The following is an 18,723-nucleotide window of genomic DNA, read 5'->3' on the forward strand; positions in this document are numbered from 1 at the left end:
AAATTGCCGGGGCAAAATGCCCCTTTTTTTCTATACTTAAGCAAACGTTTTTTGGAATATGAGGTGCCCTATGGCGCAGCAATCTGAAGTGGTGTTTCGCTTTTTAGCCGAGCCAACCGACGTAAACTTTGGTGGTAAAGTCCACGGTGGCGTTGTAATGAAATGGATAGATCAGGCGGGCTATGCCTGTGCTGCGGGCTGGAGCGGCGCCTATTGTGTTACTGTTTCTGTCGCGGGCGTGCGTTTTCATCGCCCTATTTTGGTTGGCCAGATTGTTGAAGTCTCTGCACGCATTGCCCATACCGGCAAAACCAGTATGCAGATTTTTATTCAGGTGCGCTGTGGCGACCCACAAAAGCAACACATGGTCGAAACCAATCATTGCATCATCAGCTTTATTGCCATGGACCAGGCAGGCTACCCTATTCCAGTTGCCAAGTATGAAGCGAAAACCCAGGAGCAAAAAGCGCTGGAGCAATATGCCATTAAGATGAAAGAAATTGCGATTCAGACTGAGTCGTTATTACAAAACACGCTGGATCAGGACGACTGAGCCAGCGTGGACATGAGCAAAAACAGTATGACAATTAAAATTGGTAAAGCGCACCAATAAAGGCAACATCCATGGTGTCATCACCGACCAGTGGGCTTTTGCTGATCTCATCATCCAGCTCCGTTCTGCTGATACTACCGATTAAAGTGATTTCTGGTGTCAGCTGATAATAAGCATTTAGACCAAAGGTTACGTTTAATGCATTGTCATCAGTGTGATAGGCCGTCCGCCCAACTGAAGCATTGATATTTTTGCCGCTGATCCCATAGACGGTATTTACGTAATCTGCATCCAGCCAGCGTACCTGCGCCTGTGCAGAAATGCCAAATCCATAAGCACTTTCATACAAAGGGACTTCTGCACTGAACGTAAAATTGGTGGCGTCTGATTCATCAGACAAGTCGGTATGTCCCGACAGCCCAAACCACAAAAATTTGGCCCCATAGTTTAAAACCAGCTCTCCATCCGGGGCATCGTAGCCTTCAAACACTTTACTGTTGGAGCTGTTATCGCCGAACAGGCTGTCGTAGCCCTCATTGCGATAGCCAAGACCCGCGTAGGCACTAAAAACATCCTTAATATTCAGAAACTGATAACCAATTGTCGCGTCTTCATTAGAAAACCAGTTGCCTTTTTTAATGTCGGCCATAGGTATCAATGCAAATTCGTTGTCAACGCCTTGCCAGGGCAGATCAGCCACCAATACGCCAGCCCCTACTTTGACCTCCCAGTCATCTTGCCCGGGTTCAGAGGCGTAGCTATTCACGCTTGCCAGACCCAAAAATAAGCCACCTACAGTGGCCGCTAACGTGTGTTTAGTAATCCCGATCATAATGAGCTCCTTTGTCTCTAAAAGTGTTATTGCGCTGAGATTGAAAATGCGGGAAGGTCGTGAGTAGCCATGTTGAGCAACACCGAGACTGTCCCTGAATCTGTGGCTCAATAATGCGCTGAATAAATGCAAAACTCAGTGGGAGCCTTGTGAGCAAGTGTAACTTTGCGCACCTTTTCACAACAATTACTCACATATTCAGCAGCAGCCTGTGATTAAGTCACTCATATTGGAACGGTTTAAAATTATCCAATGGAACTCTTACCTACTGGTATGAGCTGTGCTATGATTGCCGCCGGCTTAAAATGTGGTCAAATGTAGAGCAAGTAGTAGTGAGAAATGTCCGGTTTTTGGTGGTCGATGACTGTACCACTGTGCGCAATGTTGTGCGCAACATCATTAAAACGCGTCTGGGGTCTGAGCAGGTACTGATGGCCACCAATGGCAAGCAGGCGCTGCAGATCCTCGAATCACAATCGGTCGACATTATTATTTCTGACTGGCAGATGCCTGAGCTCAATGGCGAGGAGCTGCTCTATCGGGTGCGCAACAGCGCCAGATTCAAAGACATCCCTTTCATTATGATGACCTCAAATGGCGAGCGGGACTTTGTCATTACTGCTATTCAAAACGGCGTCAGTCATTTTGTTGTCAAACCGTTTCGGGCAGACAAACTGGAAGCCGCTGTTAATAAATCCTGGAATGGTGCGAGTAAGCGTGACTCTGTGCGTCACTCAGCCCTGCCTTCACACGCAATGCGGATCATTGCATCCGATGCTTTGCTTGAGGGCAAAGTGCAAAATATCAGTCACACCGGTATGCAGGTTTATACCGACTATGTCGATGCCCTAAAACTCTATAAAGTCACAGAGTTTAATCTCAGCTTTAACAATTTTGACGGGCCTCACGCACTCAGTATCTCGCCTTTGTATGGCACCATAGTACGTATTGAGGCCAATGAGGGCCCGGAACAGGACTGCTTGTTAGGGGTTAGGTTTGAGCTGGATAAATGCGCGGCACCGGTACGTCAGAACCTGGATAAACTGATGCAAAAGCTCAACAACGCTGTGCCGGATATCGTCGATAATCACTAGATTGCCTGTCTGGCAAGCTCAAACAGAGTTTTATTTGTGTGCCTAACCAGTTCATGACGCGGCATATCGCACTGCGACATGACCTTGCTGACGACCAGCTCAATTTCACACTGTAATGCCGTATTAAGCTGTGTGGCGCGAATAGTGCCGTCCCCAACACCGGCAAATAACGGCTGTAAGAACACGCGCCGTTTACGTAATTGCTCAACCACTAATGGCATGACCGGCGATTGCTCGGAAAAGACCTTGCGACAAATATGGCTGACCAGACGACTATAGGTCGGCTCTATCATGTTGGATACCATCTCGCTTTGCTGCGCAGCCTTGGGTGAACTCTCGATACTAAACATTTTACAAACCAATACATCATGTAATAACCCGATCCTAGCTACAAACCTGAGTCTGTGGAATTACACCTGATTACAGCACGTTGCAGTTGCATTTGTTCCGCAGGCATTACACCGTTACAATACGCGCAAAATTACTTGCCGGAACAACGCGTGCATTTCGACATACAGCCCATAGGGGTGATCCACTCACCCTATAAACAAAAATTTGCCATTCCAAGACAACCCCGACTGGTGCCAGAGGCCAAAGCCAAACTGGTATTTTGTGATGCGTTTAATCGCGAGGAGTTTGTTCGTGGCATCGAGGAATTCAGCCACCTTTGGCTGTTATTTCGCTTCCATGAGACCGCGGACAAAGGCTACTCCGCGTTAGTGCGCCCACCCCGTTTAGGCGGTAACGAGCGCAAGGGCGTGTTTGCAACCCGTGCAACCTTTCGGCCCAATGGTATCGGCATGAGCGCGGTAAAGCTCGAAGGAGTCGAGTACAAAAACGGTCAACTGGCCCTATTGTTATCCGGGATTGACCTGCTCGATGGCACACCAATTGTGGATATCAAGCCCTATCTGCCCTATTCCGACGCGCTCAGCGATGCTGCTGCCGGTTTTGCCGATACCCGCCCCCAGACAGCGATGACAGTGGCATTTAGTGAACAGGCTGAGGCTTTTATTAACGCCCAGCACGCCTATCCGGAACTAAAAGCCTTCATCACCAATGTGCTTAAACAAGACCCGCGCCCGGCCTATAAGAAAAAACAGGCCAATACTCAAAGTTATGGTATGAACCTGTACGATTTTAACATTCGCTGGCAAGTCGATGGCGAACACAATTATGTGCTGGAAGTCGCTCATATCCGGGCGGATTGAGTAAAAATACTCCAGCCATTTAAACAGTCGCTTTTTCGCGATAAATAAAGCTTTTTAAGCGGTTTTAGCACTGTTAAACTAACCCGACAAAAATACTACAACAACGTATGGTTGCCCGGGCAAACGGCCTGAACAATCATCAATTGAACGGAACAAGTATGCGTACCAGTCAATATATTTTAGCGACTCAAAAAGAGACGCCTGCAGATGCAGAAGTGATCAGCCATCAGCTGATGTTACGCGCGGGTATGATCCGCAAACTGGCCTCGGGTTTATACACCTGGTTACCTTCGGGCCTGAAAGTGCTGCGTAAAGTAGAAAAAATTGTCCGTGAAGAAATGGACAAAGCCGGCGCCATTGAAATGCTGATGCCCATTATCCAGCCCGCCGATCTGTGGCAGGAATCGGGTCGTTGGGAGCAATTTGGTCCTGAGCTGCTGCGCATCAATGACAGACACAGTCGTCCGTTTGCACTGGGTCCAACTCACGAAGAAGTGATCACCGATCTGGTACGCCGTGAAGTCAGCAGTTACAAGCAATTGCCTCTGACTTTGTATCAGGTTCAGACTAAAGTGCGTGATGAAGTGCGTCCGCGTTTTGGTGTAATGCGTGCCCGTGAATTCACCATGAAAGATGCTTATTCTTTCCACCTGGATGAAGCCTGTCTGGAAAAAACCTACCAGGCTATGCATCAGGCTTACTGTAATATCTTTGAGCGCCTGGGACTGGATTACCGCCCGGTTATCGCAGATACCGGCTCAATTGGTGGTAGCGTGTCACACGAGTTCCACGTTTTGGCCGAATCGGGTGAAGATGCCATCGCATTCAGCACTGAAAGTGACTACGCAGCCAACATCGAAAAAGCGGAAGCCGTTGCGCCTTCTGAGCCTCGCCCGGAGCCAGCTAAAGCACTTAACACCTTTGACACACCAGAAGCCAACACCATTGCTGAGCTAAAAGAAAAACACGGTGTTAAACCACATCGTGGCGTTAAAACGCTGATAGTTTATGGTGCACCTGACGAAAACGAACAGCGTGGTCTGGTGGCCCTGATCTTACGTGGCGACCATGAACTAAACGAGCTAAAAGCCGAGAAACTACCTTTGGTTGATGCTCCGCTGGAAATGGCCAAAGAAGAAGACATAGTCGCGGCGATTGGTGCAAAGCCTGGCTCTTTGGGTCCGGTTGGCCTGAACATGCCAATCATTGTTGATCGCAGCGCTGCGGTAATGGCTGACTTCGTTGCGGGTGCCAATAAAGATGGTGTTCACTACAGTGGCATTAACTGGGACCGCGATGTAACAGATTACACAGTTGCGGATCTGCGCAACGTGGTTGAAGGCGATCCCAGCCCTTGCGGTCAGGGCACACTTCAGATCAAACGTGGTATCGAAGTCGGTCATATCTTCCAGCTGGGCACTAAGTACTCAGAAGCGATGAATGCCGGCGTACTTGGCGAAAGCGGTAAAAACCAGGTAATGACCATGGGTTGTTACGGCATTGGCGTATCTCGTATTGTTGCCGCTGCAATTGAGCAGAACAATGATGACTACGGCATTAAGTGGCCACAAGCCATTGCCCCATTTGAGCTGGCTATTGTACCAATGAACATGCACAAGTCTCACCGTATCCCGGACATTGCACAGAAGTTTTACACTGATCTGCAAGCGGCGGGGGTTGAAGTGCTGTTTGACGACCGTAAAGAGCGCCCGGGTGTGATGTTTAACGACATGGAGCTACTTGGTGTACCTTTTACCCTGGTCATTGGCGAGCGCAACCTGGATAACAATCAGGTTGAGCTGAAAAACCGCCATACCGGTGAAAAGCTAATGCTGGACATTGATTCAGCGGTTGCAGAAATCGCCAAAGCACTGGGCAAGTAACGCCCCACAGGAGCGCCTCCGTGCGCTCCTTACTCTTTTGCAGTGTCATAATAGCTTCTCTTAACTGCCCTGCTTTTGTCATCCGCTATCTCTAACTTGGGGTTTATTACGCTCGAGAGCATGGCTATGACACACACCTACTATCCGACGATTTGGATCTCCGATGTCCACCTCGGCTATAAAGACTGTAAAGCCGAATTTCTGTTAGATTTTCTCAACAGCACCCGCTGCGATACCTTGTACCTGGTCGGTGACATTGTTGATCTTTGGTCTTTGAAGCGCCAGTTTTTCTGGCACCCGAGCCACTACCAGGTGCTGGAGTGCATTCAGCGCAAAGCAGAAAACGGTACTCGGGTCATTTATATTCCCGGCAACCATGACGAAACGTTTCGTAACTATGTCGGCAAAACCCTGTTTCATGTTGAAGTACATAAAACCTATATCCACACCACCTCGGCTGGTAAGCGGTTTTTGCTGTTGCACGGTGACGATTTTGACTCCGCCACCCGCTATAACAAACTTATCAGCATCATAGGTGATGCGGCGTATGACTTTTTACTCTTCCTCAATCGCTGGACCAACCGGGTACGCAGGTTATACGGCGGCCACTATTGGTCTTTGGCATCCTGGCTCAAAAACCGGGTGCACAAAGCCCGCGAGGCCATTCATGCCTTTGAGCAAGCCGCCGTTCACGAGGCGAAAAAGCGCGGTGTGGATGGCATTATCTGTGGCCACATACATCAGCCCAGGATCTCAGTGATGGATGGTATTGTGTACTGTAATGATGGCGACTGGATAGAAAACTGCACAGCCCTGGTAGAAAACGAACAGGGCCGCATTGAACTGCTGCATTGGTCAGATATCAAAAAAGTCCTGACGGTGGTTGAGCCAGAGGCTGTTTCTTCTGAGGACGTAAAGGCTGCCTGAATTGCCAGCATGGTTAATGCCTGAGATTAACCATGCTGTTGGCGTTATCTGAATAACACCGCTTCGCGGCTAAACCAGCGGACACAGCACGCCAACAAGGCGCCAGCAAGCAGTGTTGAAGCCAGAAAAATCAAGCCGACGGCCTGATAATCGACGGTCCCTTTGACAATTTCCTTGATGGCCAGTGCCACATTGGTGATCGGGATCCAGGCGGTTTTGGCTGTCAGTGTCATGTTAGGCAAAACCGACACCACAATCGGCACAAATACAAACATGCTCAGTGGTCCCATGTAGTTTTGTGCTTCTTTAAAGCTGCGGGCATAAATTGAAATGGCCAGCACCAGGGATGACAACATCATAGCGACCGGCAGCAACAAAGCAAAAATCAGCAGAAAATCCCACTGAGTCACCGTTGCAAAGGCACTCAGGATAGGATCCAGTGCACCAAACCCACTGGCAATCCAGATCCACACAGACATACTGGATACAGTCACCAGTGCACAGGCAATGGAGCTTATCAAAATGGTGAAAAATTTCCCAAGTACCAGCTGAGTGCGGGTCAGGGGCGTTAGCAACAAGGTTTCGAGCGTGCCACGCTCTTTTTCACCGGCCCCCAGATCAATGGCCGGGTAGCTGGCTCCCATCAGCACCAACGGGATCAACATATACGGAATAAACGCGCCAATTTTCTCGCCAATGTTTTCTCGCTGATCGGCTGTATCGACCTTTTCCATCTCCACAGGTTTCAGTATGGCTGCCTGTTTATCCACAGTCACACCAAGCTCGCCCAATGCCTGCTCGGTCAGTGTGGCCGAGTACTCATCTATTACTTTCTTGACCCGGCTGTAAATATAGTTGATAGATTGGGCATCGTTAAAGACCACCTGAAACCGCGTCTGGTTACCCTGACTCAGCTGCTTATCAGGCTCTGCCGGAATATACACCCCCACATCGATAATGCCTTGTCTTACTGCATCACGAAGCGCTTCGACACTATCAAGTTTAGCGTCGCCGTCATAGCGCTTAAAACTGCGATGATAGAACAAGGTATCAGCAAAGGGGCGCGCATAATCTTCGTTAACCACATAAAAGGTATGAACCTGTTGCTCGGCTTCCAGCGCTGCTTTAGACGTGAGAAACGCAACAAAGGCGAATAACACCGGAAAAATCACAATTGGCAGGGCTATCACAAAGAACAAGGTTTTGCGGTCTCTGAGTAACTCCCTAAGCTCCTTTAACATGACTTCAAACATCTTGTGTCTCCCGAATGATAGTCATAAACGCCTGGTTGAGCTCGTTGTTGCGCCCCAGCGTGCGAAATGCGTCCAGGTCGCCTTCAAAGCAGCTTATCCCTTTGTCAATCACACATACCTTGTCGCACAACATATCGACTTCGTCCAGATGATGGGTAGAGAAGATCACGGGTGTCCCCTGCTCTTTAAGCTGCCTGATAAAGGTCAGCACGGTCTGCTTGGTCATGATATCCAGACCTGTAGTCGGCTCGTCCAGAATCACCACCTGAGGCTGATGTACCACAGCTCTGGCGATATTGGTTTTTTGCTTCATACCGGTAGACAAGCTGTCTGAACGCTTATCGAGAAATGCGGTCATATCCAAAGTCTCAAATAACAGCTCGCAGCGGGCCTTGAGTACTTTGCCTTTGAGGCCGTGCAGCCTGGCAAAATATTCGACATTTTCTTTGGCGGTTAGTCGCCCATACAGGCCTGTCGTACCGGACAAAAAGCCGATACTCCGACGGCCATGAAGCGGGTTTTTAACGATATCCTGACCACCCACCAAGATTGCGCCGTTATCTGGCGTAAGCGCCGTGGACAGCATTCTTAATGTGGTGGTCTTTCCCGCGCCATTTGGGCCAAGCAGCCCAAGTACTTCGGCTTGCTGGCACTGAAACGACACAGACTCTACGGAATGAAAATAGCCATCCCGCTCTCTGGCGTCCTGGCTGGTTTTATTTTTGCTGTGCTCCTTGCTGAGCTTGAAGCGTTTTTGTAAACCTTCAACCTGTATCACTGTGTATCCTTGTTAGTCACTTTCTGCCGCTTGGGCCGAAAATAATCGGTGTCATTGTAAAACGCCAGGTCCTGTTGCCCCTGATACCACTGAGGTATACCCAGCAAAGGTAAAGGCGACATCTGCTTATTGTTATCGAGCAACCCCTGCTGCTCAATCATATTTACCAGTTTCTTATCAAGATGACGATACTGAAGCGCTAACGGCAGATGATAAAATGCTTCATCAACCTCAATACACACTACTTTGCCCGTTAGCCCAATAAACGGCTTAGTGAGCATTTCATAGTTGGCATGGCCAAAGACAAATGGCAGCAGGTTATGGTGCCACATCGCGCTGTATTCATAAAAAACTTCCTGCCACTGGTGTGCTCTTAACGCGGTTTGCCAACTCATATCAGGCACCGCCAGCACCACGCCACACTCATCAAACAGCGTCAGCGCATTACGCTTTTTACTACGTTGCTTTAAGCCATGCTCAGCAATTTCCTGCATATGCAGCTGATTTAACAAAGATTTAGTTTGAGGAAACAGACACCAGATCAGAGCTCCAAAGAAGTCATGCCAGTTATTTTCCCGGGTTGGAATGCGATTAGTCTTCGCGATAATCTCTTCGTAGTACAAGGTTTCGCCTTCCAGTTCGCTGTTGGGGGTAAACACCACCTGGCGGTCATGCTGCTGATCTTGCTGCGCATTCAGCCATTCAAAAGCGGGCCAGTCTGCATGCTGGCTGAGTGTAAAAAGTTCTTCAAGATGCTCGAAGGGTGCCTGAGTAAACAGGTCTGCATGCCAGTGCTCTGGCGCGGTAAATTTATTCATATTGCCGGTTAATCTTTCTCTGGCACAGTCAAAGCCGCCATTTTAACCCAGCATAGGCTCTTATCCCAGCCAACTTTGTGTAGTAAACAGCCAAACCCGTCAATTATCGCCAAAAGTCGAAATCCCCGTGCAAATAACGTTATACTAGCGGCGTATAACAACAAGCGAAGATAATAACACTATGAAACTAAAACTCGCGCTAAGCGCACTTTCTGTTGCTGTGTTAGCTGGCTGTATGGCGACACAAACCAACCAGCCTGGCGACGTAACCGCCGCTTATAACAGCATTAACGCCGAGCAACTGACTACGCACATTAAAACCCTTGCCTCTGATGAATTTGGTGGCCGCGCCCCGTCTACCAAAGGCGAAGAGCTGACACTGGCATATCTGAAGAAACATTTCACTGAGCTGGGTTTCCAGCCAGGCAATGGCGAGAGCTTCTTCCAGGAAGTGCCTCTGGTATCCATCGAAGCCGATCCTAACATGACCCTGAGCATTGGCGGCAAAGATTACGAGTATAAGAAAGATATGGTGATGGGTACCGGCCGTATCAGCAAACTGGAGTCGATTAAAGATTCAGAGCTGGTGTTTGTCGGCTATGGTGTCAATGCCCCTGAATATGGCTGGAACGATTACGAAGGCCTGGATGTACGCGGTAAAACTGTGGTCATGCTGGTTAATGACCCAGGCTTTGCACGCAAAGATCCTGCTTTGTTTACCGGTGAAGCTATGACCTACTACGGCCGCTGGACTTATAAATATGAAGAAGCGAGCCGCCAGGGTGCAGCAGGTGCCATTATCGTTCACGAAACTGCGCCAGCCTCTTACCCCTGGAGCGTTGTTGAAAACTCCTGGAGCGGCCCTCAGTTTGGCTTCCAGAAAGAAAACAACAACATGGACCGTGTTGCTGTCGAAGGTTGGGTAACCAGTGACGTGGCCAAAGAGCTATTTGCAAAAGCGGGTTTGGACTTTGCCGAAGCAAAAGAAAAAGCGGCGGCCGGTGCCTATCACGTAGACATGGGCGACTTAACTGCGTCTGTCACCGTGAAAAGTAAGATCAGCACCTCTACGTCTTATAACTTCATCGCTACCCTGCCTGGTACAAAGCACAGTGACGAGCACATCATTTACTCTGCACACTGGGATCACTTGGGCACAGATCCTAACCGTAAAGGCGATAAGATTTACAACGGCGCACACGATAATGCAACCGGTACAGGTGGCATGATTGAAGTCGCCGAAGCTTTCAGCAAGCTACCTGTTAAGCCGGATCGTTCAATCACTTTCCTGGCCGTGACCGCGGAAGAGCAAGGCCTGCTGGGCTCAAAATTTTATGCTGCCAACCCGGTTATCCCTGCGGATAAAACGGTTGCCAACATTAACATGGACAGCCTGAACTTGCTGGGCAAAGTAAAAGACATCAGTGTTGTGGGTATTGGCAAGTCATCACTGGACGAAATGCTGGAAACCGCCGCAAAAGCACAGGACCGTGTTGTCTCTGGCGACCCGCGTCCCGCAGCAGGTGGCTACTATCGTTCAGATCATTTCGCCTTTGCTAATATGGGCGTCCCGGCCATGTATGCCGGTGGCGGTACTGAAGCGCGTGACGAAGCTACAGAGCAATACCGTAAGCGTATGAGCCTGGTTTTGCGCGGTTGTTATCACCAGCCTTGTGATCGCTACCGTGAAGAATGGGACTTAAGCGGTGCAGTACAGGATCTGCAATTGTTCTTCCAGGTGGGATATGACATTTCTCAGCAAAGTGAATGGCCGACCTGGAAAGCAACCTCTGAGTTCCAACGCAACAAATAAATACAAATGATATTGATTTTCATTTAATATCATTCTAAAGTGCAACTGTGTTTTCAACCGGTTGCACTTTTTATGCTCTCACAATCCTACTCTACAACCACCAAACGCAGCTCAGCTCTCTCTTCATTACTGGCAAACAAGCGCTTGCTGCTGCCCATGTTAATTTGCCTGGCACTGCTATTTGAGCCTCTGCGCACTTTAACCATTGCCACGCTCGCCGACGCGTTTTTTCAGGTGAGTGTGTTTGTCGCCGGTACCCTGGCAATCTATTACTTTCTTATCGACAGATTGCCCCAGTTAGAGCTCAGTTATCTCAAAGCCAGGTCGCCGCTATTGGAGATCTCAATGGCCGCAATACTTGGGGCGCTACCCGGCTGCGGCGGTGCAATCATCGTGGTCACTCAGTTCACCAAAGGACAGGCAAGTTTTGCCTCCGTGGTTGCTGTATTGACGGCAACCATGGGCGATGCCGCGTTCCTGCTTCTGGCTAAGAAGCCGCTCGAAGGCCTGACTATCATCGCCCTGGGTGTGGCTGTGGGAATCGTCAGTGGTTTGGTGGTTAATATGCTGCACAAACCTGAATTTTGCCAACCCAGCAGGCACAGCAGAACCGCCATAGAGTGCAAAACGCCACCCAGCGCTATCCGCTTCAGCGAGCCTGTATGGCGCTGGGTTTTACTACCTTGTGTGGTTATCGCGCTGCTTATCGCTTTTAATACGGACCTGGGCATACTAACCAAGCCTGTTGAGCTGGCAGGCGCAGCGCTGGCCCTGTTCGCCCTGACTATCTGGGCATTGTCTTCAAAAGGCCAAAGCTACCGCGAAGTCACCGCTGAGGACGATGAACAGGATCCCCCTTCCAAACTGGCCAAGGTCATCCACGACACCCACTTTGTGACCGCATGGGTGGTGGCCAGCTTTATGCTGTATGAACTGTCCGTTGCCTTGTTTGGCCTGGACCTGGCGGCCTGGTTCTCAGAGTACGCAGTATTTGCGCCGCTGATTGCCATTGCAATTGGTATGCTGCCCGGCTGTGGGCCACAGATTGTCGTCACCAGCTTGTATATTCAGGGTGTCTTACCTTTCAGTGCATTGGCTGCGAACGCCATCGCCAACGACGGTGATGCCCTATTCCCGGCACTGGCGCTGGCCCCCGGGGCCGCCGCTCTGGCCACCCTTTACTCGGCGATACCCGCCTTGCTTGTGGGTTACGGCTTATATTACTTCAGCTAAAAACATAAAGGCCTGCTTGTGCAGGCCTTTTCAACGTCAAGTTCTGTTTGGTTTTAAGTATCATGCTTTTCAATAATAAGGATAACTTCCCCGACTTTAAAACCCCATTTAATGATTTCTGTGCGGTTAAACAAGCGTTTTTCGTTAACCAAATACATCCAGTCGTCTAGCGTCACCTCCAGCGGCTTACCCTGATATTGGATCTCCAGCTGATATCGCCAATACAAAGCCGACCCTGCCGTTTCGCCTTGCGCAACCCCAATCACATCACCGGCGGTGCCTTTATAACGATTATCCGCGGTTTTCTCGAGCTGCCAGACTCTGGTTGACTTCTCCCCGTCGTCGAAGCGAAACCACTCTTTCAGCTCACCTTTATTGCCTCGCCAGGTGCCTATCAAGTCGGCCTCAAAGCGCCGGGTAAGATTACCACTGCGATCCAGCACTATCCCGTAAGCCGTAAGCTCACCTTCAAAAAATTGCTCCAGTGCCAGCTCTGGCTTGGTGTCGCTGTAATCCGCAATCGTTTTGCTGGTGCAGCCGCTCAGAGCCAACGCCAGCAGAAAAGTTATAACTAGTTTCATTATGTTACCTTCTTCCTATGAGCTGCTTTCTTAGCTCAGGCTCTGTGGTTTTTTCAGACAGCCAGATCCCTAAAAAGGCCGGCCCAAATGCACTGTCCTTAATCGCCCCCAGAAAACGCGCCGACGCTTTAAGATCCGATTCGGACAGCGACGCACTCAGCTCAGCTGGCGGTTCAGGGCGGAAATAAAAGCGACTTTGCAGATCCTCATCGACCACCAAAATAAGCTGATTACCTTTGCGTATATCAGGCCAAAGCTGTGCAAGCTGCCGCAGCCATTGTTCACTGTTATCAAGCGAAAGCCGCTGTTTTTGCCACTGCTCTTCGGTTGCGTCAACCAGTTCCTGCGCTTCAATGTCACGCTTGTAGGTCAGACTCAGTATCTGGGGGTATTCAGTTTCCCTATAAGCCTCACCGCCGGTGTAAAGCGCAGCTGAGTAAACATCCCAGAACAGGTAGCGCAAGTCTGCCGTACCACGTAAATCAAGCTCCGACAGCTCAGTTGATGTTGATGCCTCCGCCTGCATCGATGCCACAGCGGGCGCCACAATTAATGCAGCTGACAAAATCAAGCCGTTTAACTGTTTAAACATGTTGTACTCCTGTTTTCGCGACAAAACGGCTGTTAAGGTGAACCACCAGAGGCAACACAACCGCCCAGACAGCGCCAAAGACTATAAACAAATTGAAAACGGACAACGCGCTATCAAGCGCACCGAGTTTTATGCCGCCAATGTAGCTCAGTGCACCAAACACCGCGCCGAGTAAAGACTGAACGCCCAGATGGCAACGTCCTAACCAGCTCAGACTGTGGTTGAGCGTCAAGGTAAAATGCACCCACAAAAAAGCAAGCCACACAGGAAGCCAGGGCTGATTGCCGGCAAACTGAATGACGCCCGCTGCCGCCAGAGCTTGGTCTACCAATAAACCTACCGGTAAAACCATAAGACTACTGAGATCAGCCTTGCGACTTGGCGACAACGCAAAGTGCAGCGCCAGCAACACTATGACCCCAACCAGTGCCTGGTGAGTGAACAAAGCACTCAACCACCACACTGACTGGAATATAACGAGGTTAATTAGCCAGAAATTGCTCACCATTGACCCCAACATATCTGGGTTTACGTGCAACTAAATGATGCGTACTGATCACCCGCTCCAAAAATGCGCCTTCACAATATTGCAGATAAAAGAGCCATAAACGTCTGAACTGCTCGTCAAATCCAAACGTGCGGATCTGTTGCCAGTTCTGCTCAAACTGAACCCGCCAGCGTTTAAGCGTTTGCGCATAATGCAGGCCGATGTCGTCTATATCTCGCACCACCATATCCGTCTGTGTGGCCAGGTGTTGTGACATCACAGCCACAGATGGCAAACACCCGCCTGGGAAAATATAACGCTGGATGAAATCCACGTTATTGCGGTAATGATCGTAGCGACTGTCAGAAATGGTAATAGCCTGCAGTAGCATCAGGCCATCGTCTTTTAACAAGCTGCTGCACTTGGCAAAAAAGCCCGGCATATAACTGTGCCCAACCGCCTCAATCATCTCGATGGAAACCAGCTTGTCGAACTTCCCCTCAAGTAAACGATAATCTTGCTTTAACAGGGTTATCTGCCCCTGCAAACCAGCCGCTTCAATTCTTTGCGCTGTAAAGTCGTGCTGAGCGTCGGAAATCGTCGTGGTCGTGACCTTACAGCCATAATTTTGCGCAGCAAATAATGCCAGCGCTCCCCAGCCCGTTCCAATTTCAAGTAAGTGATCATCTGCGCTCAACTCAAGTTTGTCACAAATGATTTTTAGCTTGTTATGTTGGGCCTGCTCGAGGGGCTGATCTAAGGTTTCAAAGACCGCGCTGGAATACATCATAGTCGGGTCAAGAAATGCCCGATACAGATCATTACTTAAATCATAATGGGCCAGTATGTTTTGCTTAGAGCCCGACTCACTGTTGCGATTGCCAAAGTGAAAGAGGCGATTTTTCACGGCGCTAAGCCAGGACATTTTGCCTTCCAGCTCATCCAGCTGAGATTGTGCGCGGGCAAACATGCGGATCACTTTGGTCAGGTCCGGGCTATGCCACTTCCCTTCAATAAACGCCTCAGCGGCGCCAATACCGCCTCCTTTGAGCACATCCAGGTAAAAACTAATGTCATTGACGAAAATGGTCGCCTGTAATCTGGGTTGCATCGCCCCCAGCACGACTTTCTCACTGCCCTCAATGATCTCAAGGCGGTCATGTTCCAGTTTTTCAAGCAACTTAAAAATGACGGCTCTGGCTTTATTTATCATCAACTGATGCCACCAGGATACCGTGGCAGGCTTAGAGATGGTTTGGCTATTTTGTTCCATGTATCACTTCGCTTTATTACAGTTAGAATGCGTTTCGGGGTGCGGTATGAAAGGCACACGCTTCACCCAAAGTTTGAGTGCCTGCCAGTAAATCGCCAGGCATATTTTCAATGTCATAGAGGGCAAACACAGGCCCAGCCCCAACAAGCTTTTAACCGACAAGGGAGTTGACTTGAGTGCCATGGTGGCATCAAACAGCTTGTCGTCTTGTAAAGCGCCCTTTTGCTTGTACTCATGTTCGGCCGTAGCGTGGTTTTCTATGTGCACCAGCAATCGCCCCGACCCTTGTGCGGGCGGCGCACTAACACGCCACAAATACTGCATATCCAGAGTCATAAAAGGCGACACATGAAATACCTTATCGGTTCTGTGCGCCTGACTGATATCGACCAGATAATAATGTCGCTGATTCCAGGGGGTGTTGCTTACTTCTGCCAGCATCAGGTTACACTTGCCCTGCTCGTCGTAACAAAAGTACACATTAAGCGGGCTAAAATATAATCCCAGACAACGCCCCTGAACCAATGCTTTTACGCGACCTCCGGGCCATTGCCCGCCAAGATCTATGACTTTGTTTTTTATACGTTGTTGCAGCGTGCCGGGATCACCCTTGAGATAGTCTTGTTGGCAAAACCGAATGGGCCGATACCACTGGGGACCAATGAGTCCCCGGCCTTTTTGCACAAAGGTGTCTTCACCCAGATCCAGGCACAGCATATAAAGGCGATAAGAAAAGCCATGAGTCACAGGAGTAAAACGGCGATGCCTGACCTGGCCAACATATAAAGGCGAACTGTGCTGCGTGTCATTCATTACAGGTCATCCAGGCTAATGCCGAACCGTGCTGCTACATCAACCGCACTGCGCACGCCGTCTTCGTGAAAACCGTTGTACCAATAGGCGCCCGCAAAATGAGTATGCTGAAGTCCACAAATTTCCTTGCGACGCTGTTGGGCCGCCATGCTCTGGGTATTAAATACGGGATGCGCGTATTGATATTGACCAATCACCTTGTCTTCATCGATCGGCTGGTTCAGCGTCACACAAAAGGTGCACGGCGCCTCGATACCCTGCAGTATGTTCATATTGTATGTCACTGCCGCAGGGCGGGATTCATTGTTGTCGAGCAGGTAGTTCCAGGCAGCCCAGGCTAGACGACGCTTCGGCAGCAAATCCGTATCAGTATGCAAAGTCACGCTATTTTTTGCGTAAGGAATAGCCGACAGCACACTGCGCTCTTCTGCGCTGGCATCGCCAAGCAAGTTGAGCGCCTGATCGCTATGACACGCCAGTACCACCTCATCAAACTCACTGACGGAATCAGCAAAGTGCAACTGAACACGGCCGTTCTCTCGGGTCACTTTTTTGATGTCTGCATCAAGATGGATATTGGCCTCCAGACCACTTAACAGCGGCGCAATATACTGCTTGGAGCCACCCGGGATCACATACCACTGGGGCCTGTTGCTGATATTGAGTAAGCCGTGATGATAAAAAAAGCGGACAAAAAATTTGAGCTCGAATTCCTTCATTTTCTGTAAACTGGTAGACCAGATTGCAGCGCCCATCGGCAAAATATAATGTTCAGCAAAAAATTCGCTGAAGTTTTGCTCATCAAGAAAACTGCCCAGTGTTTCTTTAGCAGAAAAGTCATCTTCCGCGAAGCGCTGTTTGGCAGTTTTATTGAAACGTACAATTTCTCGGATCAGGCGCCAAAATTTAGGGCGAACTAAGTTACGTCGTTGTGCGAACAAGGTATTTAGGTCGTGACCGTTGTATTCCAGCCCGGTGTCTTTATTGTGCACACTGAAACTCATTTCAGTGGGCTTGCCCTGGATCCCCAGCTTGTCCATTAACTTAATGAAGTTTGGATAAGTTCGGTCGTTATAAACAATAAACCCGGTATCAACCTGATAGGTTTGGCCCTGGTACTCAACCTCTTTTGTGGCAGTGTGGCCACCAAGGCGGTCTCTTTTTTCGAACAAATGTACATCGTGTTGGGTACTGAGCATGCGTGCACAGACCATACCTGAAACGCCACTACCAATGACGGCTATTTTTTTCATCTTTTTATCCATTTTGCCGCAACATGTCGCCAAACGTTATGCGGCAACCAACCAAAAAATTTAAGCAGGTAGGTAAACCTGCGGGGAAAGTGAATATCAAACTGTTTTTTTTCTACCCCTTGAAAGATACGCTCTGCGGCTTGTTCGCTGGTTACCTGACAAGGCATTGGGAAGTCATTTTTTTGGGTAAGCGGGGTATCCACAAAACCCGGGTGTACAACACTTACCTGAATACCGCTTCCGGCCAAATCCACATCCAATGTCTTGGCCAAATAGGTCAGTCCAGCCTTGGAAGCGCCGTAGGCCTCAGCACGCGGAAGTGGTAAAAAACTGGCCGATGAGCTGACAAAAACCAAAAATGCGCCGCTGTTGAGCTTGCCAAGCCAGGCATCCAGACAGTAGCCGACTGAGATCAGGTTAACGCGGATAATGCGCTCAAACAGTGCTGAATCGAATTGTTTCGCGTCGTCTATGTATTCACACCCACCGGCGTTGAGAATAATCCCATCCAACTGTGGCAGCTTATCCGCCACCTCAAAAATGGCAGCCTTGTCGTTAAGATCAAAGCATATATGCCGGATTTGTTCAGACTCAGGTAAAACCGATTGCAGCTTTTCTTTATTACGACCACAAACATGCACTCTGTAGCCGGCATCCAAATACCGTTTGGCAAGAGCAAGCCCTATCCCGGAGCTGGCACCTGTAATTAGAACTTCGGGCATGCCTGCTCCCCTCCATTGTCTGTACTAGCCGCTTGTTCCCCAGAAATGCGAGATTTAAGCCAGCGTACGCCCATCCCCATGACGGGAATGTGTTCATACAGCAAACTACCTGCATCGAAGTAGTCTCGGTGCATTATCACTTTGCCATCCTGCACTTTTAAAAAGGAGTGGCCATCTACACTTATCTCACGCCCTTTGCTCAGGCGTTTGTGTCTGTAGTGCATGGTCCAATACAATGCAGCCTGATCGCCCTGAGATAAACTGTGCTGAATATCAAACTGACAGCTGATCACATTGCTGTACATGTCGCTAAAATAAGTGCTCAGATTTTGCAACCCACTGATCCCGTGTAGCGGGTCGCTAAACTGAATATCAGGATGGTAAATTTCTTCCAACAGGTGTAAGGTTTCTTTGTCCAGCTTGTTGTAAATCCTTACAAAATTGCTGAGCCAGTCTGGTTGTTCGGTCATTACTCTGTCCTTTTTGCTACTATGCTCTGTTGTACGCGTGCAACACAGCATCAGATCAAACTCTTCCAGGTTCCAGCAACCTTTTGTCTGGGCGGCAGCCTTCCTAAGTTCGTAAACTTGCTCTTTTATTACATTAG

The 18,723-nt window shown here is 49.3% G+C and carries 20 protein-coding genes; 7 read left to right on the forward strand and 13 right to left on the reverse strand.

What is annotated here, in order from left to right; translation table 11 throughout:
- Positions 1–70: 70 nt before the first annotated feature.
- Positions 71–553, forward strand: a complete 483-nt coding sequence (locus C3B51_RS06835; protein ID WP_125779823.1) for an acyl-CoA thioesterase — start codon at positions 71–73, stop codon at positions 551–553.
- A 34-nt stretch (positions 554–587) separates the two neighbouring features.
- On the opposite strand, the gene C3B51_RS06840 is transcribed toward C3B51_RS06835, so the two are convergent.
- Positions 588–1,385 carry a MipA/OmpV family protein gene (locus C3B51_RS06840; protein ID WP_130244561.1) on the reverse strand — a complete coding sequence of 266 codons (798 nt, stop codon included), beginning with the start codon at positions 1,383–1,385 and terminating at the stop codon, positions 588–590.
- Between the two features lie 305 nt (positions 1,386–1,690).
- On the opposite strand from C3B51_RS06840, the gene C3B51_RS06845 reads away from it, so the two are divergent.
- Positions 1,691–2,479, forward strand: a complete 789-nt coding sequence (locus tag C3B51_RS06845) for a response regulator (protein ID WP_130244562.1) — start codon at positions 1,691–1,693, stop codon at positions 2,477–2,479.
- On the opposite strand, the gene C3B51_RS06850 is transcribed toward C3B51_RS06845, so the two are convergent.
- The gene (locus C3B51_RS06850) at positions 2,476–2,829 is read right to left on the reverse strand and encodes a hypothetical protein (RefSeq protein WP_130244563.1); all 354 of its coding nucleotides are present in this window, start codon (positions 2,827–2,829) and stop codon (positions 2,476–2,478) included. The genes C3B51_RS06845 and C3B51_RS06850 overlap by 4 nt on opposite strands.
- Positions 2,830–2,979: 150 nt before the next feature.
- Here C3B51_RS06850 and tsaA point away from each other — a divergent pair, with 150 nt between their 5' ends.
- The 3 genes from tsaA (at position 2,980) to C3B51_RS06865 (ending at position 6,500) form a co-directional block, all read left to right on the forward strand.
- Positions 2,980–3,690 carry a tRNA (N6-threonylcarbamoyladenosine(37)-N6)-methyltransferase TrmO gene (tsaA, locus tag C3B51_RS06855; protein ID WP_130244564.1) on the forward strand — a complete coding sequence of 237 codons (711 nt, stop codon included), beginning with the start codon at positions 2,980–2,982 and terminating at the stop codon, positions 3,688–3,690.
- Positions 3,691–3,848: 158 nt separating this feature from the next.
- Positions 3,849–5,573 carry a proline--tRNA ligase gene (locus tag C3B51_RS06860; RefSeq protein WP_130244565.1) on the forward strand — a complete coding sequence of 575 codons (1,725 nt, stop codon included), beginning with the start codon at positions 3,849–3,851 and terminating at the stop codon, positions 5,571–5,573.
- 126 nt (positions 5,574–5,699) lie between these two features.
- Positions 5,700–6,500 carry a UDP-2,3-diacylglucosamine diphosphatase gene (locus tag C3B51_RS06865; RefSeq protein WP_046004480.1) on the forward strand — a complete coding sequence of 267 codons (801 nt, stop codon included), beginning with the start codon at positions 5,700–5,702 and terminating at the stop codon, positions 6,498–6,500.
- A 44-nt stretch (positions 6,501–6,544) separates the two neighbouring features.
- On the opposite strand, the gene C3B51_RS06870 is transcribed toward C3B51_RS06865, so the two are convergent.
- The 3 genes from C3B51_RS06870 to C3B51_RS06880 are packed head-to-tail and all read right to left on the reverse strand — an operon-like array spanning position 6,545 to position 9,349.
- The gene (locus C3B51_RS06870; RefSeq protein ID WP_130244566.1) at positions 6,545–7,753 is read right to left on the reverse strand and encodes an ABC transporter permease; all 1,209 of its coding nucleotides are present in this window, start codon (positions 7,751–7,753) and stop codon (positions 6,545–6,547) included.
- A complete protein-coding gene (locus C3B51_RS06875; RefSeq protein ID WP_125717498.1) occupies positions 7,746–8,531 on the reverse strand; it encodes an ATP-binding cassette domain-containing protein in 786 nt (261 codons plus the stop codon). Before C3B51_RS06875 ends, C3B51_RS06870 begins: the two co-directional genes overlap by 8 nt.
- Positions 8,528–9,349 (reverse strand): DUF3025 domain-containing protein, encoded by an 822-nt coding sequence (locus C3B51_RS06880; protein WP_130244567.1) that lies wholly within the window; start codon positions 9,347–9,349, stop codon positions 8,528–8,530. Before C3B51_RS06880 ends, C3B51_RS06875 begins: the two co-directional genes overlap by 4 nt.
- A gap of 181 nt (positions 9,350–9,530) precedes the next feature.
- Between C3B51_RS06880 and C3B51_RS06885 the strand changes: the two genes are divergently transcribed.
- Together C3B51_RS06885 and C3B51_RS06890 are read left to right on the forward strand one after the other, a co-directional pair.
- Complete coding sequence (locus C3B51_RS06885) at positions 9,531–11,162, forward strand: M28 family metallopeptidase (RefSeq protein WP_130244568.1); 1,632 nt, start codon at positions 9,531–9,533, stop codon at positions 11,160–11,162.
- Positions 11,163–11,234: 72 nt separating this feature from the next.
- The gene (locus tag C3B51_RS06890) at positions 11,235–12,395 is read left to right on the forward strand and encodes a putative manganese transporter (RefSeq protein WP_206074709.1); all 1,161 of its coding nucleotides are present in this window, start codon (positions 11,235–11,237) and stop codon (positions 12,393–12,395) included.
- Positions 12,396–12,448: 53 nt separating this feature from the next.
- On the opposite strand, the gene C3B51_RS06895 is transcribed toward C3B51_RS06890, so the two are convergent.
- From C3B51_RS06895 to C3B51_RS06930, 8 genes are read right to left on the reverse strand one after another with little or no spacing between them, the layout of a single operon-like run.
- A complete protein-coding gene (locus C3B51_RS06895; RefSeq protein ID WP_125779806.1) occupies positions 12,449–12,976 on the reverse strand; it encodes a DUF3833 domain-containing protein in 528 nt (175 codons plus the stop codon).
- 4 nt (positions 12,977–12,980) lie between these two features.
- On the reverse strand, positions 12,981–13,568 hold the full coding sequence (locus C3B51_RS06900; RefSeq protein WP_130244569.1) for a chalcone isomerase family protein: 588 nt from the start codon (positions 13,566–13,568) through the stop codon (positions 12,981–12,983).
- A complete protein-coding gene (locus C3B51_RS06905) occupies positions 13,561–14,022 on the reverse strand; it encodes a DUF2878 domain-containing protein (protein ID WP_165389120.1) in 462 nt (153 codons plus the stop codon). The genes C3B51_RS06900 and C3B51_RS06905 overlap by 8 nt, the downstream gene beginning before the upstream one ends.
- A 28-nt stretch (positions 14,023–14,050) precedes the next feature.
- Positions 14,051–15,328 carry an SAM-dependent methyltransferase gene (locus C3B51_RS06910; protein WP_130244571.1) on the reverse strand — a complete coding sequence of 426 codons (1,278 nt, stop codon included), beginning with the start codon at positions 15,326–15,328 and terminating at the stop codon, positions 14,051–14,053.
- Positions 15,329–15,331: 3 nt separating this feature from the next.
- Positions 15,332–16,141, reverse strand: a complete 810-nt coding sequence (locus tag C3B51_RS06915; protein ID WP_130244572.1) for a DUF1365 domain-containing protein — start codon at positions 16,139–16,141, stop codon at positions 15,332–15,334.
- Positions 16,141–17,394, reverse strand: a complete 1,254-nt coding sequence (locus C3B51_RS06920; protein WP_125717490.1) for an NAD(P)/FAD-dependent oxidoreductase — start codon at positions 17,392–17,394, stop codon at positions 16,141–16,143. Before C3B51_RS06920 ends, C3B51_RS06915 begins: the two co-directional genes overlap by 1 nt.
- The gene (locus C3B51_RS06925; RefSeq protein ID WP_130244573.1) at positions 17,391–18,116 is read right to left on the reverse strand and encodes an SDR family NAD(P)-dependent oxidoreductase; all 726 of its coding nucleotides are present in this window, start codon (positions 18,114–18,116) and stop codon (positions 17,391–17,393) included. The genes C3B51_RS06920 and C3B51_RS06925 overlap by 4 nt, the downstream gene beginning before the upstream one ends.
- The gene (locus tag C3B51_RS06930) at positions 18,101–18,586 is read right to left on the reverse strand and encodes a nuclear transport factor 2 family protein (RefSeq protein WP_130244574.1); all 486 of its coding nucleotides are present in this window, start codon (positions 18,584–18,586) and stop codon (positions 18,101–18,103) included. Before C3B51_RS06930 ends, C3B51_RS06925 begins: the two co-directional genes overlap by 16 nt.
- Between the last annotated feature and the right edge of the window lie 137 nt (positions 18,587–18,723).

This window comes from Pseudoalteromonas rubra (assembly GCF_004212645.1).
Classification (GTDB): domain Bacteria; phylum Pseudomonadota; class Gammaproteobacteria; order Enterobacterales; family Alteromonadaceae; genus Pseudoalteromonas; species Pseudoalteromonas rubra_G.

Bases quoted from the DNA above. Each gene is read 5' to 3' on its own strand.
- C3B51_RS06925 (WP_130244573.1), bottom strand. From the start codon at position 18,116: ATGCCCGAAGTTCTAATTACAGGTGCCAGCTCCGGGATAGGGCTTGCT.
- C3B51_RS06870 (WP_130244566.1), bottom strand. From the start codon at position 7,753: ATGTTTGAAGTCATGTTAAAGGAGCTTAGGGAGTTACTCAGAGACCGC.
- C3B51_RS06890 (WP_206074709.1), top strand. From the start codon at position 11,235: ATGCTCTCACAATCCTACTCTACAACCACCAAACGCAGCTCAGCTCTC.
- C3B51_RS06860 (WP_130244565.1), top strand. From the start codon at position 3,849: ATGCGTACCAGTCAATATATTTTAGCGACTCAAAAAGAGACGCCTGCA.
- C3B51_RS06895 (WP_125779806.1), bottom strand. From the start codon at position 12,976: ATGAAACTAGTTATAACTTTTCTGCTGGCGTTGGCTCTGAGCGGCTGC.
- C3B51_RS06915 (WP_130244572.1), bottom strand. From the start codon at position 16,141: ATGAATGACACGCAGCACAGTTCGCCTTTATATGTTGGCCAGGTCAGG.
- C3B51_RS06835 (WP_125779823.1), top strand. From the start codon at position 71: ATGGCGCAGCAATCTGAAGTGGTGTTTCGCTTTTTAGCCGAGCCAACC.
- C3B51_RS06885 (WP_130244568.1), top strand. From the start codon at position 9,531: ATGAAACTAAAACTCGCGCTAAGCGCACTTTCTGTTGCTGTGTTAGCT.
- C3B51_RS06850 (WP_130244563.1), bottom strand. From the start codon at position 2,829: ATGTTTAGTATCGAGAGTTCACCCAAGGCTGCGCAGCAAAGCGAGATG.
- C3B51_RS06840 (WP_130244561.1), bottom strand. From the start codon at position 1,385: ATGATCGGGATTACTAAACACACGTTAGCGGCCACTGTAGGTGGCTTA.
- C3B51_RS06930 (WP_130244574.1), bottom strand. From the start codon at position 18,586: ATGACCGAACAACCAGACTGGCTCAGCAATTTTGTAAGGATTTACAAC.
- C3B51_RS06845 (WP_130244562.1), top strand. From the start codon at position 1,691: ATGTGGTCAAATGTAGAGCAAGTAGTAGTGAGAAATGTCCGGTTTTTG.
- C3B51_RS06880 (WP_130244567.1), bottom strand. From the start codon at position 9,349: ATGAATAAATTTACCGCGCCAGAGCACTGGCATGCAGACCTGTTTACT.
- C3B51_RS06920 (WP_125717490.1), bottom strand. From the start codon at position 17,394: ATGAAAAAAATAGCCGTCATTGGTAGTGGCGTTTCAGGTATGGTCTGT.
- C3B51_RS06900 (WP_130244569.1), bottom strand. From the start codon at position 13,568: ATGTTTAAACAGTTAAACGGCTTGATTTTGTCAGCTGCATTAATTGTG.
- C3B51_RS06865 (WP_046004480.1), top strand. From the start codon at position 5,700: ATGACACACACCTACTATCCGACGATTTGGATCTCCGATGTCCACCTC.
- C3B51_RS06910 (WP_130244571.1), bottom strand. From the start codon at position 15,328: ATGGAACAAAATAGCCAAACCATCTCTAAGCCTGCCACGGTATCCTGG.